Source organism: Polymorphospora rubra (genome assembly GCF_018324255.1).
GTDB lineage: Bacteria > Actinomycetota > Actinomycetes > Mycobacteriales > Micromonosporaceae > Polymorphospora > Polymorphospora rubra.
Window position 1 is genome coordinate 7,872,466 of sequence record NZ_AP023359.1, and the last position, 14,722, is coordinate 7,887,187.

Annotated in this window: 10 protein-coding genes; 8 read left to right on the forward strand and 2 right to left on the reverse strand. The window is 71.7% G+C overall.

Features of this window, described 5'->3' with window-relative positions; translation table 11 throughout:
- The first annotated feature begins 185 nt into the window (after positions 1-185).
- Positions 186-1,943, forward strand: a complete 1,758-nt coding sequence (locus tag Prubr_RS37895; protein ID WP_281425970.1) for an acyltransferase family protein — start codon at positions 186-188, stop codon at positions 1,941-1,943.
- Positions 1,944-2,066: 123 nt separating this feature from the next.
- On the opposite strand, the gene Prubr_RS34550 is transcribed toward Prubr_RS37895, so the two are convergent.
- Together Prubr_RS34550 and Prubr_RS34555 are read right to left on the reverse strand one after the other, a co-directional pair.
- Positions 2,067-2,873 carry a hypothetical protein gene (locus Prubr_RS34550; protein ID WP_212819688.1) on the reverse strand — a complete coding sequence of 269 codons (807 nt, stop codon included), beginning with the start codon at positions 2,871-2,873 and terminating at the stop codon, positions 2,067-2,069.
- 301 nt (positions 2,874-3,174) lie between these two features.
- A complete protein-coding gene (locus tag Prubr_RS34555; RefSeq protein ID WP_246569125.1) occupies positions 3,175-5,217 on the reverse strand; it encodes a M6 family metalloprotease domain-containing protein in 2,043 nt (680 codons plus the stop codon).
- A gap of 427 nt (positions 5,218-5,644) precedes the next feature.
- Between Prubr_RS34555 and Prubr_RS34560 the strand changes: the two genes are divergently transcribed.
- Genes Prubr_RS34560 through Prubr_RS34590 form a run of 7 tightly spaced genes read left to right on the forward strand, consistent with a single transcriptional unit; the run spans position 5,645 to position 14,673 of the window.
- Positions 5,645-7,300, forward strand: a complete 1,656-nt coding sequence (locus tag Prubr_RS34560) for an ABC transporter substrate-binding protein (RefSeq protein WP_212819691.1) — start codon at positions 5,645-5,647, stop codon at positions 7,298-7,300.
- Between the two features lie 6 nt (positions 7,301-7,306).
- Positions 7,307-8,311 (forward strand): ABC transporter permease, encoded by a 1,005-nt coding sequence (locus Prubr_RS34565; protein ID WP_212819693.1) that lies wholly within the window; start codon positions 7,307-7,309, stop codon positions 8,309-8,311.
- Positions 8,308-9,252: an ABC transporter permease gene (locus tag Prubr_RS34570; RefSeq protein WP_212819695.1), complete on the forward strand. Its 945-nt coding sequence runs from the start codon at positions 8,308-8,310 to the stop codon at positions 9,250-9,252. The genes Prubr_RS34565 and Prubr_RS34570 overlap by 4 nt, the downstream gene beginning before the upstream one ends.
- Before the next feature lie 4 nt (positions 9,253-9,256).
- Positions 9,257-10,279, forward strand: coding sequence for an ABC transporter ATP-binding protein (locus Prubr_RS34575; protein ID WP_212819697.1), 1,023 nt, complete (start codon positions 9,257-9,259; stop codon positions 10,277-10,279).
- Positions 10,276-11,397, forward strand: coding sequence for an ABC transporter ATP-binding protein (locus Prubr_RS34580; protein WP_212819699.1), 1,122 nt, complete (start codon positions 10,276-10,278; stop codon positions 11,395-11,397). Before Prubr_RS34575 ends, Prubr_RS34580 begins: the two co-directional genes overlap by 4 nt.
- Positions 11,387-13,540 (forward strand): alpha-galactosidase, encoded by a 2,154-nt coding sequence (locus Prubr_RS34585; protein ID WP_212819701.1) that lies wholly within the window; start codon positions 11,387-11,389, stop codon positions 13,538-13,540. Before Prubr_RS34580 ends, Prubr_RS34585 begins: the two co-directional genes overlap by 11 nt.
- Positions 13,540-14,673 (forward strand): NAD(P)/FAD-dependent oxidoreductase, encoded by a 1,134-nt coding sequence (locus Prubr_RS34590; protein WP_212819703.1) that lies wholly within the window; start codon positions 13,540-13,542, stop codon positions 14,671-14,673. The genes Prubr_RS34585 and Prubr_RS34590 overlap by 1 nt, the downstream gene beginning before the upstream one ends.
- The last annotated feature ends 49 nt before the right edge of the window (positions 14,674-14,722 follow it).

A 14,722-nucleotide genomic window follows, 5' to 3' on the forward strand; every position in this document is an offset into this window, starting at 1 on the left:
GCGACCGATCCCGCGTCCTGGCAGGCTGCTCCGCGAAAAGAGGCAGTGGAGGAGGCACCGATGACCTCGTCACCAGACGCGACGGCCGCAGCACCCACCGCCGGCGCGCCGACCGTGGCACCCCCGGGGAGAAGAGCGCGCCGCACCGGCCCCCCACGGGGCGGGGCCGCGACCGCTATCTCGACCTGTGGCGCGCGGCGGCCCTGGTACGGGTCGTCTACTACCACATCTTCGGCGGTGCCTGGCTGACCCTGCTGTTCCCGGCGATGGGTCTGATGTTCACCCTCGGCGGCTCGCTCATGGCCCGGTCCCTGGACCGGGGCGGCCGGCGGGCGGTCGGCGCGCGGCTGCGCCGGCTGCTGCCGCCGATCTGGGCGTTCGGTCTCGTCGCCGTCGGCCTGCTGGTGTACGCCGGTTGGCGTACCCCGCCCCCGACCACGCTCGGCTGGGCCGACCTGGTCTGGTGGCTGTTCCCGGCCCGGGTGCCGCCGGTCGGCGGCGACGCCTGGGCCTGGACCTTCGTCGCCGTGCTCTGGTACATCACGACGTACCTGTGGCTGGTGCTGCTCTCGCCGGCCCTGCTGGCACTCTTCCGGCGCTGGCCGTGGCCGAGTCTGGCCGCCGCCGTCCTGCTGCCGGTCGCGATGCTGTTCGACGTGGTCACCGTCGGCGGCTACTTCGCCGAGCAGGCCGACCACGTCAGCGCCTACCTGGCGCTGTGGATGCTCGGGTTCGCCCACCACGACGGCCTGCTGCGGAGGATCCCGGCCCGCCGCTACGCCCTGGGGGTCGGGGTGCTCGCGGTCGCCGGTGCGGTCTGGGTCTGCGTCGCCGCGCTGACCACCACCGGCACCTTCGACCTCAACCGCATCCCGGCCGGCAAGACGCTGTGGTCGATCGCGTTCGTCGCCGCCGTGCTGCGGTTCCGCCCCCGCGTGGAGTGGCTCGAACGGATCAAGCCACTGGACCGGGTGGTGGACCTACTCAACGGCCGGGCCGTCACCATCTACCTGTGGCACATGCCGGCCGCCCTGCTGGCCGCGCTGCTGTTCACCCCGAGCGGCTTCGAGCCGGGGGTGACCGAGATCGTGCTGCGGCTGGCGCTCGTCTGGCTGCTGGTCGGGATCGCGGTCGTCCTGTTCGGCTGGGTGGAGGATCTCGCCGCCCGGCGCCGGCCGACGCTGCTGCCCCGACCGTCCGCACCGCGCGCCGCCGGCGCCGGGGCGGCCGGCACCGGCGGCCCGCCGGCCCCGGCCCTCCCGGCACTCCCGGCCGGCCCCACCGCGCCGATCGGGCCCACCCCCGCCACCGTCGCCGCCCTCGTCCCGGCCGGCCCAGCGGTGCCACCGGCCGTCTCGATGCCACCGGCCGTCGCGGTGCCACCGGATCGACCGGTCGGGCGGCCGACCGGGCACTGGAACCGGCTCATGGTCGCCGGAGTCGCGGCCGTCGCGGTCGCCCTTGCCGGCGCGGCGGCGAAGGTCGTGCCCGGCCCGGTGGGCGGCAACGAGCAGGTCCAGGCCGAGAACGCCCGCTACCTGTCCGACATGCTGCTGGTCGTCGACGGCACACCGGCCGTCGACCAGCCCGAGCCGGAGCCGCGTACCCGGCCGGGTGCGGTCGACCTGGACGGGGCCACCTATCCCAACGCGGTCGTGGTGGCGGCGCCGAGCCGGCTGCGGGTCACCCCGCCGACCGGGTGCGAGCAACTGCGGGCGGTCATCGCGGTCGCCGACGCGGACGCGGACGATGTCGAGGTCACGTTCACGGTGCAGGCCGACGGAGAGGCCGTGTACGGGTCGGGGCCGCGAACCAGGGTCAGCGCCGCCGAGCAGATCGACATCGGGATCCCGGCCGCCACCGTCGTCGACCTGGTGGCCACCAGCGCCACCGGGAACGCCTCGGCGATCTGGGCCGACGCCCGCTTCGTCTGCCCGTCCTGACGGCCTGCGGCGCCGGGAACGCCGGGGCCCGGACCTGCCCGGGCCGCGGCGACCGGTCGCCGGGTACGCCGACGTCCCGGCGCCTCGGGTCGGGGCGCCGGGACGTGCGGGTTCAACGGAGGGTCAGCACCAGCCGGTGTTGACCGGGGCGCTCTGGAACGAGCCGGCGACGGCGCTCAGGGTGAAGCCGCAGTCCATGGAGCCGATGCCCGGCACCGTGACGGTCCGCTGGCCGGTGCCGGTGTGCGGCTGCAGGCTCGTGGTCTCGTAGGTGTAGTAGACGTGGGGAACGTACATGCCGAGCCGCGGGTCCCAGCGGTTCTCCCAGCGCTGCGTCTTGACCTGGAGCCGCCACGAGGTCTCCTCGACCGAGTTGTCGACGAAGGTGAACTGGGCGACGCCGTCGGCGTTGCGGGACATGCTCAGGTTGGTCGGGGCGGCCAGCCTCGCGGTGTACGACTGGCAGCCGAGCTGCGGGTTGCCCGGGTGGCTGACACCGGACGGGACCACGCTGATCGCGTACGCGCAGACCTGGTGGGTGCCGAGCCCGGCCGGGATGGTGGCCTCGTAGCCGCGGTAGGCGCCGTACGACGGGTGGACCTGCGCCACGTCGGGCCGGTAGGTGTTGGCGGTCAGGGTCTGCTTGAACACGCCGTCGATGTAGATGTCGACCAGCAGCGGGCTGCTGCCGCTGTCGGCGTCGTAGGCCCAGCCGCCGACCCGGACGGCGTTGCCGACGTACGTCACGCCGTCGAGCGAGCCGCGGGCCGCGCTGTCCCGCACGGTCGGCTCGGGCTCGTACCCGGGGTCGCAGGCCGGTGGCGGTATCGGTCGGTCGCAAAGGGCCGAGGCCTGGGCCGGGGCGGCCAGTGCGGCGCCGAAGGCCACGGCCATGGTGACGACGGCGGTACGCGCCAGCAGTCGCTTCATTGTTCTTCCTCTCAGCTTGTCGCCACCGCGTCGGTGACGTGATCCACGCTAGGAGGAAGGCGGGCCGTGCCGCCCGGCCCGGACGGGGTGCGGCACGATCCCGGGAGAGTCCACATTACTCAGTCATCGACGACCGTCCCTGACCTGGATAGATCCTCGTGATCAGGGATCTCGTCTCGCGTGTCGGCGGCGGGTCAGGGTGCGTACTCCCTGATCACCGCGATCCTGCCGGGCGGGACCGGTCGGACGGGCGGGGCGGGCCGGCGGGTGCCCGGGGTCACCGGGCACCCGCCGGGCGCGGTCAGCGCTGTCCGGTGTCGGAGACGTGGACCGTGCAGGTGGCGGTCGCCCGCACCGTCGGGTCGCTCTCCGAGACAGCGGTCAGCGACACGGTCGCGGTCGGCGTCGAGCCGGGATCCCGCGCGACGTAGACGGTCACGCTGTCCCGCTTGTGGAACGGGATCGCGGTGACCTCGTTGTAGAGTTCCGCGTTCCAACCGGCGCCCGCGGTGGTGACGCTGAGCCGGTAGATGTCGGCCCGCGCCATGTCCTTGACGTCGGTCGGGTGCGCCGCGCGGTCGAACGCGACCGGCTTTCCGGAGTTGATGACCGGGAAGGTGCACCGGGCGGCCTTGCCGGGCTTGTGGCGGCCGGCCTTGCCGTCGTTGACCTGTACGCCCCGGGTGTGCGGGCCGGCACCGTCGAGCGAGCGCACACCCACGGTGTACGTCCGCACGCCGTCGGCGTCGTAGTGCAGGTCGATGATGTAGAAGTGCAGCCGGTTGTGCGGGTCGACCCACTCGAACTCGGTGCCGGAGTTGGTGCCGACGTTGAAGGTGGCGTCGTTGAGCTGGCGCGGGTCACCCGGTACGACCATCCGCGGCGTGCCGTCCGGCTGGTAGAAGTCGACCATCCCGATGTCCTCGGGCTTGGGGTCGATCGTCCAGGCGAAGCAGGTCGCGGTGCCGCAGTTGGTGGCGCGCGGCTTGGTCTTGTTGATGATGACGCCGTTGCCGGGAATGTACGAGTCGACGCCGATCTGCTGCACCGTCTCGATCGTGTAGTGCGTGTAGTCGCTGGTGCCGGCGCAGTTGACGCCGCCGGTCGACGGGTGGCACGACGGGGTCCGGTCGACCGGCGCGGCGCCGTCGAGGGTGACCCGTACGCCGAGCAGTTCGTCGGTCAGCGGCCCGGCGGCGCGGGCCCGGACCTTGGCCACGACGAGCCCGGACTGCTTCAGGCCCTCCCGGCTCAGGTCGACGATGTCGGCCTCGGAGATCAGTCCGAGCTGGAGCTTGTTGCGGATGTTGTGGTGCGGGCCGACGGTGGAGCCGCCGTCCGCGGGGACCTTCCAGCGGGTGTGCATGCCGGTCGGGCCGTTCCACGAGCCCTGGCTCATCATGTCCCACTGCCCGGTGAAGGTGCGCTGGGCGGGGACGGCGAAGGCGCCGTTGTAGTTGTCGCCGATGCCGAGGATGTGGCTGAACTCGTGGGCGTACCCGGCGGTGCCGGACGACTCGGCCATGTTGCCCGAGCGGTTGCCGGCGCTGGCCCAGGTGAACGAGCCGGCCGCCCAGGACGTCCACGGGATGTAGCGGGTCTTCATCGCGTTGGGCATCTTGTTCTCGGGGTCGAACTCGGCGGGCGGGCCCCACGCGTCCGGCACGTCCTCCGGACCGTTGAACATCATCTCGCCGAAGACCTGCCAGGCGGTCGACTCGTCGAGACCGGCGCCCATGTAGAACACCTGGTCGTACGAGTTGGCGACCTCCTCACCGACGTCGGCGACCCAGGCGGCGCGGGCGTCGCGGGCGAAGTTGCCGTTGCAGGTGAAGTTGGGCGGGCAGCTCGACGCGTCGCCGTAGGGCGCGTTGCCGTACTCGAAGTGGTTGCGCGGCATCTGGTAGGAGCCGTACGAGGTGAGGTCGACGCCGTACTTGCCGTACGACACCTCCATCCAGTACGAGTTCAGCGTCTGGCCGTGGTTCAGCGCACCCGGCTTGTTGAGCAGGTCGCGGTAGAACTCCGGTACGTCGTCGCGGGGGATGTCGCCGACGCCGATCGGGTTGCCGAAGATCGTCGAGCCCTCGGGCTGGGTGATCTGGAACGGCATGTTCGGGTAGTCGAGGACGACAAGCGCGGCGTTCCACTTGTCGACGGTCGGCTGCCGGTTCGGGTCGGTCCAGTCGACGCCGGGGACCGGCTTGAAGTCCTCCCAGGTGAGGTCGTACTGGTTGTCCCAGTCCTGGGGGTCCAACGGGGTGATCTTCGGGCTGTACTCGGGCACCGTCGCGATGGCGGGTTGCGGGTGGACGATGGCGCCGACCGCGAGGGCGGCGACCATGGTCACCGCTCCGAGTCGACGCCTGGATCTGCCGTTCAGAGCCATACGGTCTCCTCTTGGGGGTGATGGTTGCGTGGCCCCCGTCGACACGCAAGAGCCTCAGGCAGACTTGATCGAGGCAGTAATATTGTAGTGTCACCCACCACCTCTCACAACACCCTTTAAGGTAGGTAGTGATCCACCTCCATGGCAGCTCAGAATCCTTATCGATGAGCCATCTCGGACCTCGATCACGATTCAGATACGATAGTGCAATTGCACATCGCACACGGTCGCTGACATGGTTAGGTCCTTCCACACGGCCGGCGGTAAGCCGGCCACCGGCGCCCGACCAAGGCGACCGACCGGCGAGCGTCGACACGGGGCGGGGTGGCGCCCGACCGGACCGCGGCGCGCCCCCAACGCTGGGACAACCAAGGAGAACGCAATGCGCATAACCGGCAAACTACGCCCGGTTGTCGCCCTGACGGCTGCCGCCGCGCTCGTCGCGGGCTGCAGCGGCTCGGGTGACAGCTCCGATCGCGACGGTGACCGCAAGACCTTCATCTTCGGCGCATCGGACGACCCCAAGACCCTCGACGCGGCGTACGTGTCCGACGGCGAGTCCTTCCGCGCCATCTTCCAGATCTACGAGACCCTGGTCGCCCTCGAGCCGGGCGGCACCGAGGTCGTGCCCTCGCTGGCCACCGACTGGACGATCAGCGACGACGGCCTCGCGTACACCTTCAACCTGAAGCCGAACGTGAAGTTCCACGACGGCGAGGCGTTCAACGCCGCGGCGGTCTGCTTCAACTTCGACCGCTGGTACAACTTCAAGGGCGCCCAGCAGAACGGCGACATCTCCTACTACTGGCAGACGATCTTCGGTGGCTTCGCCACCAAGGACAACGAGTCCGTCCCGGAGACCAGCCGGTACAAGTCCTGCGAGGCCACCAGCGACACGACGGTCACGCTGAACCTGGCCCAGCCGTCGTCGGCGCTGCTCGCCGGCCTGGTCCTGCCGGCGTTCTCGATCGCCAGCCCGAAGGCCATCACCGACGGCGGCACCGACGTCACCGTCCAGGGCGACTCGATCTCCTACAGCGGCGGGTTCGGCTCGACGACCGTCGCCGGCACCGGCCCGTTCAAGTTCGTCAGCTGGGAACGCGGCGAGCGGCTCGTGCTCGAGGCCAACGAGGAGTACCACGAGGGCCGGCCGAAGCTGGACGAGATCATCTTCCGGCCGATCGCCGACGCCACCGCCCGGCTCCAGGCCCTCCAGGCCGGTGAGATCGACGCGTACGAGGGTGTCGCGGCCGCCGACGTCGCCGCCGTGGAATCGGCCGCCCAGGTCGTCTCCCGGCCGGCGTTCAACGTCGGGTACGTCGGCTTCAACAACAACATCCCGCTGCTGAAGAACCAGAAGATCCGGCAGGCGATCGCGCACGCGCTCAACCGCCAGGGTCTGCTGGACGCCCAGTACCCGCAGGGTGCCGAGGTGGCCAACCAGTTCCTGCCGCCGTCGCAGTGGGGCTACAACAGCTCGATCGCCGGCTACGAGTACAGCGAGGAGAAGGCGAAGCAGCTCATCGCCGAGTCCGGCGAGACCAACCTGACGCTGGAGTTCTGGTACCCGGCCAACGTGTCCCGGCCGTACATGCCGAACCCGCAGGCGGTCTACGAGTCCTTCGCGGCCGACCTGGAGAAGGTGGGCTTCACCATCGTCCCCAAGACCGTGCCGTGGACCCCGGACTACCTCCAGAACATCCAGAGCGACAACCTGGGCCAGCTGTTCCTGCTGGGCTGGAGCGGTGACTACGCCGACCCGGACAACTTCGTGGGCACCTTCTTCCGCGAGAACAACCCGCAGTTCGCCCTGAACGAGCCGAACATCCAGGGCAAGCTCAACCAGGCGCTGGCCGAGACCGACCAGGCCGCCCGCCAGGCGCTGTACGAGGAAGTCAACCAGCTCCTGTTCGACTACATCCCCGGTGTGCCGTTCGTGCACAACCAGCCGCTGCTCGCGCTGGCCTCGGACGTCACCGGCTACACCCCGTCTCCCGTGAGCCTGGAGTACTTCAAGCTCATCGACCTCGGGAGCTGAACCGACGTGCTGCGCTTCGTCTTCCGACGACTGATCCAACTCGTCCCGATCCTGCTCGGGCTCTCGATCCTGCTGTTCGCGTGGGTACGCGCCCTGCCGGGTGGTCCCGCTCAGGCACTGCTCGGGCAACGGGCGACGCCGGAGGCCGTCAGGGACATCGAGGTGCAGCTCGGCCTGGACCGCCCGCTGTGGGAGCAGTACCTGCAGTTCCTGTGGCGGGCGGTCCGGCTCGACTTCGGCGCGTCACTCCAGACCGGCCAACCGGTCGTCGACGAGATGCTGCGCCGGTTCCCGGCCACGATCGAGCTCGCGGTCTGCGCGCTGCTCATCGCGGTCGCGGTCGGTATCCCGCTCGGCTACCTGGCCGCCCGCCGGCACGGCACCTGGGTCGACAACCTGGTCGTGTCCGGGTCGCTGCTGGGCGTGACCGTGCCGATCTTCTTCCTCGCCTACCTGCTCAAGTTCGTGTTCGCGGTGCAGCTCGGCTGGCTGCCGACCTCCGGCCGGGCCGACGCCCGGGCCCGGACCGAGCATCCGACCGGCTTCTACGTGCTGGACGGGATAATCACCGGTGACCTCGGCGCGAGCTGGGACGCGATCACGCACCTCATCCTGCCGGCCCTGGCACTGGCGTCGATCCCGCTCGCGGTGATCGTCCGGATGACCCGGGCGTCGGTGCTCAACGTGCTCAACGAGGACTACGTACGCACCGCCGAGGCCAAGGGCCTGCTCGCCGGCACGATCACCCGCCGGCACGTGCTGCGCAACTCGATGCTGCCGGTGACCACGGTCATCGGTCTCCAACTGGGCGTACTGCTCGCCGGGGCGGTGCTGACCGAGACGGTGTTCGCGTTCGCCGGGGTCGGCAAGTTCATGGCCGACGGCATCGTCGAACGCGACTTCCCGACCATCCAGGGGTTCATCCTGGTCATCGCCGTGATCTACGTCGTGGTCAACATGATCGTCGACCTGATCTACGGCCTGCTCGATCCGCGGGTGAGGGTTTCATGAGCGTTACCGAGGCCGGTGCCGTCCCCGCCGGGAAGGCTCCGGAGAAGCGTGAGTCGGGCAAGTCCGACGCCCGGCCGCCGGCCCGGGGGCTGCGCGGCGACGCCGCCCGCCGGTTCTTCCGCAACCCGATGGCGATCGTCGGCCTGGTCCTGATCACGATCTTCGTCGTGGTGGCGATCCTGGCGCCGTGGATCGCGCCGTACTCGCCGAAGGACAACTCCTGGCTGTCCGAGGTCCGCCCCGGCGTCTACCCCGGACCGTCGGCCGAGCACTGGCTGGGCATCGACCCGCTGGGCCGCGACGTGTTCTCCCGGCTCGTCCACGGTGCCCGGCAGTCGCTGCTGATCGGTGTGGTGTCGCTGGCTCTCGGCGCCACCGCCGGGGTCTTCCTGGGCCTGCTGGCCGGCGCGTTCGGCGGCTGGGTCGACACGGTCGTCATGCGGTTCGTCGACATCATGCTGTCGGTGCCCGGCCTGCTGTTCGCCATCGCGGTCGCCGCGATGCTCGGCCAGAGCCTGACCTCGGTGATGATCGCCATCGCGGTGGTCAACGTCCCGATCTTCGCCCGTCTGTTGCGCGGCGAGATGCTCGGCCAGCGCACCGCCGACTACGTGCTGGCCGCCAAGTCGCTGGGCATCTCCCGGGCGGGCATCGTCTTCCGGCACGTGCTGCCGAACTCGTTCACCCCGATCCTGGTCCAGGGCACCCTGACCCTGGCCCTGGCGATCGTGGAGGCGGCCGGCCTGGCGTTCCTGGGCCTGTCCGGCAGCGATCCGTCGACGCCGGAATGGGGCCGGATGCTCAACGACGCGCAGAGCACCCTTGCCGCCGCCCCGATGCTGGCGTTCTACCCCGGCCTGGCGATCGTCCTGGCCGCGCTCGGCTTCACCCTGGTCGGCGAGTCGCTGCGGGAAGCCCTCGACCCGAAGATGCGGCGGTGACCCGATGAGTTTCCTCCAGGTACGCGACCTCACCGTGACGTTCCAGCGGTCCGGTCACCCGCCGGTGCGGGCCGTCGACGGGGTCACCCTCGACGTGGCGGCCGGCCAGTCGGTCGGCATCGTCGGCGAGTCCGGCTCCGGCAAGTCGGTGACCTCGCTGGCGATCATGGGGCTCCTCCCCCGGCGCGGCGTCAAGGTCACCGGCCAGGTGCTGCTCGGCGACCGGGACCTGACCACCCTCACGCCGCGCCAGATGCGCGACGTACGGGGCAGCGAGGTCGCCATGATCTTCCAGGACCCGATGACGTCCCTGAACCCGGTGATCACCGTGGGCCGCCAGCTCACCGAGGTGATCACCCGGCACTCGCAGGCGTCCAGGGTGGACGCCCGCCGCGAGGCCGAGTCGCTGCTGCGCCGGGTCGGTATCCCCGACCCGGCCCGCCGCCTCGGCGAGTACCCGCACCAGCTCTCCGGCGGCATGCGGCAGCGCGTGATGATCGCGATCGCGATCGCCTGCCGGCCGAAGCTGCTGATCGCCGACGAGCCGACCACCGCCCTGGACGTGACGATCCAGGCGCAGATCCTCGACCTGCTGCGCGACCTGGTCAGCGAGAGCGGCTGCGGCCTGATCATGATCACGCACGACCTGGGCGTCGTCGCCGGCCTGTGCGACGACGTGCACGTCATGTACGCCGGCCGGGTCGTCGAGTCGGCGACCGCCACCAACCTGTTCGGGCAGCCGTCGCACCCGTACACCGACGGCCTGCTGCGCTCCATCCCCCGCATGGACGACGACCGCGGTGCCGCCCTGCACACCATCCGCGGCTCGGTACGCGACCTGGTGCCCTGGGACCGCGGCTGCGCGTTCCAACCCCGCTGCGACCGGGCGGTCGACGCCTGCCTGGCCGGCCCGCCCGCGGTCACCGACGTGTCGGTGACGTCGCCGCACCGGGCCCGGTGCATCCGGCCGGTCAACCTCCCGGCCTCCTCCAAGAGCGTCAGCACGGTGAAAGGCGGTGTCCGGTGAGCCTGCTGGAGGTACGTGACCTCAAGGTGCACTTCCCGTTCAAGGCGGGAACGCTGTTCCAGCGGACCACCGGCGCGGTCAAGGCGGTCGACGGCGTGGACCTCGACGTCGACGCCGGAAAGACGTTCGGCCTGGTCGGTGAGTCCGGCTGTGGCAAGTCCACGCTCGGCCGGGCCATCATGCGGCTGACCGAGCCGACCAGCGGCTCGGTCACCCTCGACGGCCAGGACCTGCTGGCGCTGAAGGAGCGTCCGCTGCGCTCGCTGCGGCGCACCTTCCAGATGGTCTTCCAGGACCCGATGGCCAGCCTCAACCCGCGGCAGAACGTCGAGTCGCTGCTCACCGAACCGCTGCGGGCGCACAAGATGCCGGGCGGCGCGGCCGGGCACGCCAAGCGGATCCGGGAACTGCTCGACGTCGTCGGCCTGCCGTCGACGGTGGTCAACCGCTACCCGCACGAGTTCTCCGGCGGGCAGCGGCAGCGGCTCGGTATCGCCCGCGCCCTGGTGCTGAACCCGAAACTGGTCATCGCCGACGAGCCGGTCTCCGCGCTCGACGTGTCGATCCAGGCCCAGGTGATCAACCTGCTGAAGGAACTCCAGGAGCGGTTCTCGCTGACCTACCTGGTCATCGCGCACGACCTGGCGGTGGTCCGGCACATCAGCGACACCGTCGGGGTCATGTACCTCGGCACCATCATCGAGCAGGCGTCGTCGGAGACCCTCTACCGTACGCCCATGCACCCGTACACCCGGTCGCTGATGAGCGCCGTCCCGGTGCCGGACCCGTCGGTCGAGGTGGCCCGCAAGCGGATCCTGCTGCACGGCGACCTGCCGTCGCCGGCGAACCCGCCCAGCGGCTGCCGCTTCCACACCCGGTGCCCGTGGCGGCAGGCCAGCCGCTGCGACAACGAGCGGCCGGTGCTGCGCGAACTCGCCTCCGGGCACCGGGTCGCCTGCCACTTCGCCGAGGACATCGAGGCCGGCCGGATCCAGCCGCGGACGGACGTCGTGGTCGACGAGCCGGCGCCGGCCAAGGTCGCCGAGCAGCCGGACGAGACCGAGGAACCGGCGGAGGCCGCGAACCTGGCAACCGGAAGACGACCGAATGCCCTCTGAGCACGGGTCCGCCGTCGTTCATCTGAGCCGTCCCGGGGTCAGTCTCGTCGTCGACGCGGCCGGCCCCGGACTGCCGGTGATCCGGCACTGGGGGCCGGAACTCGGCGACGCCGACGCGGCGTACGTCGCCCGGCAACCCGACGAGCCGGCGGCGATCAACACCCCGGACCCGGCGGTGCCGGTGGCGATCCTGCCCGAGGCCGGCACCGGCCACATGGGCCGGCCCGGGCTGCGCGGCCACCGGGCCGGCACCGCCTGGTCGTCGGCGTTCACGCTGACCGCGACGAGCGTGACGGCGGACGCCGCCACCTTCACCGCGCGGGACGAACGCACCGGACTCGAACTCGTCACGCACGTCGAACTGGCCCCGGCGGGGCTGGCCCGGCTCCGGCACACCGTCACCAACCGGGGCACCACGCCGTACACGGTCGACGCCCTGGAGGTGGCGGTGCCGGTGCCGGCGCACGCCGACGAACTGCTCGACTTCACCGGGCGGTGGGCCCGGGAACGCCACCCGCAGCGCCGTGCCTTCGACCACGGCGCCTGGGTACGGGAGAGCCGGCGCGGCCGCACCGGGCACGACGCCACGATCGGGCTGGTCGCCGGCACCCGCGGCTTCGGCCACCGGACCGGCGAGGTGTGGGCGGTGCACGTCGCCTGGAGCGGCAACCACGTGACGTACGCCCAGCGGCTGCCCGAGCGGCGGTCCACGCTGGGCGGCGGTGAACTGCTGCTCGGCGGTGAGGTGATCCTCGCCCCCGGGGAGTCGTACGAGTCGCCGTGGCTGTACGCGGCGTACAGCGGCGCCGGGCTGGACGGGATCGGCGCCGCCTTCCACGGCTGGCTGCGCTCCCGGCCGGGCCACCCGGACGCCCCGCGTCCGGTGGTGCTCAACACCTGGGAGGCGGTCTACTTCGACCACGACGTCGACCGGCTGCGCGGCCTCGCCGACGTGGCGGCCGACCTCGGCGTGGAACGGTTCGTGCTCGACGACGGCTGGTTCACCGGCCGCCGCAACTCCAGCGCCGGCCTCGGCGACTGGTACGTCGACCCGGACGTGTGGCCGGACGGCCTGCACCCGCTGGTCGACCACGTCACCGGCCTCGGCATGGACTTCGGCCTGTGGGTCGAACCGGAGATGGTCAACCCGGACTCGGCGCTGTTCCGCGCGCACCCGGAGTGGGTGCTGCGCCCCGCCGACGGGGTGCTGCCGCCACCCGGCCGCCGCCAGCAGGTGCTCGACGTGTCCCACCCGGACGCGTACGCGTACCTGCTGGAACGGCTCGACGACCTGCTGTGCACGTACCGGATCGCGTATCTGAAGTGGGACCACAACCGGGACCTCGTCGACGCCGGCCACCACGGCCGGGCCGCCGTACGCGAGCAGACCCGGGCCGTCTACCGGCTGCTGGCCGAACTGCGCCGGCGGCACCCGCGCGTGGAGATCGAGAGCTGCTCGTCCGGCGGCGCCCGGATCGACCTCGAGGTCCTGGAGCACACCGCCCGGGTGTGGGCCAGCGACTGCAACGACGCCCTGGAGCGGCAGGCGATCCAGCGCTGGACCGGCCTGTTCGTGCCGCCCGAGCTGATGGGCGCGCACGTCGGCCCGCCCCGCTCGCACACCACCGCCCGTACCCACGACCTGTCGTTCCGGGTGGCGACCGCCGTCTTCGGGCACTTCGGCCTGGAGTGGGACGTGACGACGGCGACGGCCGACGAGCGGACGGCGCTGCGGGCCGCGATCGCCGGCTACAAGGACCTGCGGCCGGTGCTGCACGGCGGCACCGTCGTCCGCGGCGACCACCCGGACCCGGCCGCCTGGGTGCACGGGGTCGTGGCACCGGACCGGGCCACCGCGGTCTTCGCGTACGTGCAGCTCGCCACCTCGGTCGACGCCGTACCGGCGCCGTGGCGGATGCCCGGCCTCGACCCCGACCGGGTCTACCGGGTCACCGTCCTGCCCGAGTTCGGCCGGCCGGCGACGACCGGCCGGATCGACCCGGCGTGGTACGGCTCCGGCCCGGTCGAGGTCGGCGGGCGGGTGCTCGGCACGGTCGGGCTCACTCCCCCGGTGCTCGCCCCCGAGCAGGCCCTGCTGGTCCGGCTCGACGCGGTCGGGCCGGCCGCCGACGGAGGTGTGTGATGACCGCCCCTGACGTGCTGGTGATCGGTGCCGGCGTGGTCGGCGCCGCCTGCGCCTGGTATGCCACCAGGGCCGGGCTGCGGGTCACCGTCGTCGACCGGGGTCCGGTCGCCGGCGGCACGACCGGGGCCGGCGAGGGCAACATCCTGGTCTCCGACAAGCCGCCCGGCGCGGAGCTGCGGCTCGCCCAGCTCTCCTCCGGCCTCTGGCGCGACCTGGGCGAACAGGTCGGCGGCTTCGAGTACGAGCCGAAGGGCGGCGTGGTCGTCGCGTCGGCGGCGGAGACGCTGGACCAGTTGGGGACGCTCGCCGACGACCAGCGCGGCGCCGGCGTCGAGGTCACGATGATCGGTCCGGACGGGCTGTCCGACTACGAGCCGCACCTGAACCCGGCGCTGGCCGGCGGCGCGTACTACCCGCAGGACGCCCAGGTCCAGCCGGCGCTGGCCGCCGCCCGGCTGCTGCGCGCCGCGCGGGCCGAGGGCGCGGAACTGCGGTCCGGGGTCGAGGTGCGCGGCCTGCTGCGCGACGGCGACAAGGTGACCGGCGTCCGCACCGGCGACGGCGACCTCGCCGCCGGTGCCGTGATCAACGCGGCCGGCACCTGGGGCGGCGAGATCGCCCGGCTGGCCGGGATCGATCTGCCGGTGCTGCCCCGGCGCGGCTTCATCCTGGTGACCGAGCCGCTGCCCCGGATCGTGCGGCACAAGGTCTACGCCGCCGAGTACGTCTCCGACGTGGCCAGCGGCGACGCCGACCTGCAGACGTCGCCGGTGGTGGAGGGCACGCCGGCCGGACCGGTGCTGATCGGGTCGAGCCGGGAACGGGTCGGCTACGACCGCACGCTGTCGGTGCCGGCGCTGCGGGCGGTGGCCGCGAAGGCGATCGGGCTGTTCCCGGTGCTGGCCGGGGTGTCGGTGATGCGCGCCTACCGTGGTTTCCGGCCGTACTGCCCGGACCACCTGCCGGTCATCGGCCCGGACCCGCGGGCGCCGGGCCTGCTGCACGCCTGCGGGCACGAGGGCGCCGGCATCGGCCTGTCCGCGGCGACCGGTCTGCTGCTGTCGCAGGTGCTGACCGGCCGGGACACCGACCTCGACCTGTCTCCCTTCCGACCGGAGCGGTTCGCATGACCGAGCAACGCGAGGGAATCGATCGGCTCAGCCCACAGTCATGCGGCCG

Excerpts from the sequence above, each read along its gene's own strand:
- Prubr_RS34570 (WP_212819695.1), top strand. The coding sequence starts at position 8,308 with ATGAGCGTTACCGAGGCCGGTGCCGTCCCCGCCGGGAAGGCTCCGGAG.
- Prubr_RS34585 (WP_212819701.1), top strand. The coding sequence starts at position 11,387 with ATGCCCTCTGAGCACGGGTCCGCCGTCGTTCATCTGAGCCGTCCCGGG.
- Prubr_RS34575 (WP_212819697.1), top strand. The coding sequence starts at position 9,257 with ATGAGTTTCCTCCAGGTACGCGACCTCACCGTGACGTTCCAGCGGTCC.
- Prubr_RS34550 (WP_212819688.1), bottom strand. The coding sequence starts at position 2,873 with ATGAAGCGACTGCTGGCGCGTACCGCCGTCGTCACCATGGCCGTGGCC.
- Prubr_RS34590 (WP_212819703.1), top strand. The coding sequence starts at position 13,540 with ATGACCGCCCCTGACGTGCTGGTGATCGGTGCCGGCGTGGTCGGCGCC.
- Prubr_RS34555 (WP_246569125.1), bottom strand. The coding sequence starts at position 5,217 with ATGGTCGCCGCCCTCGCGGTCGGCGCCATCGTCCACCCGCAACCCGCC.
- Prubr_RS34560 (WP_212819691.1), top strand. The coding sequence starts at position 5,645 with ATGCGCATAACCGGCAAACTACGCCCGGTTGTCGCCCTGACGGCTGCC.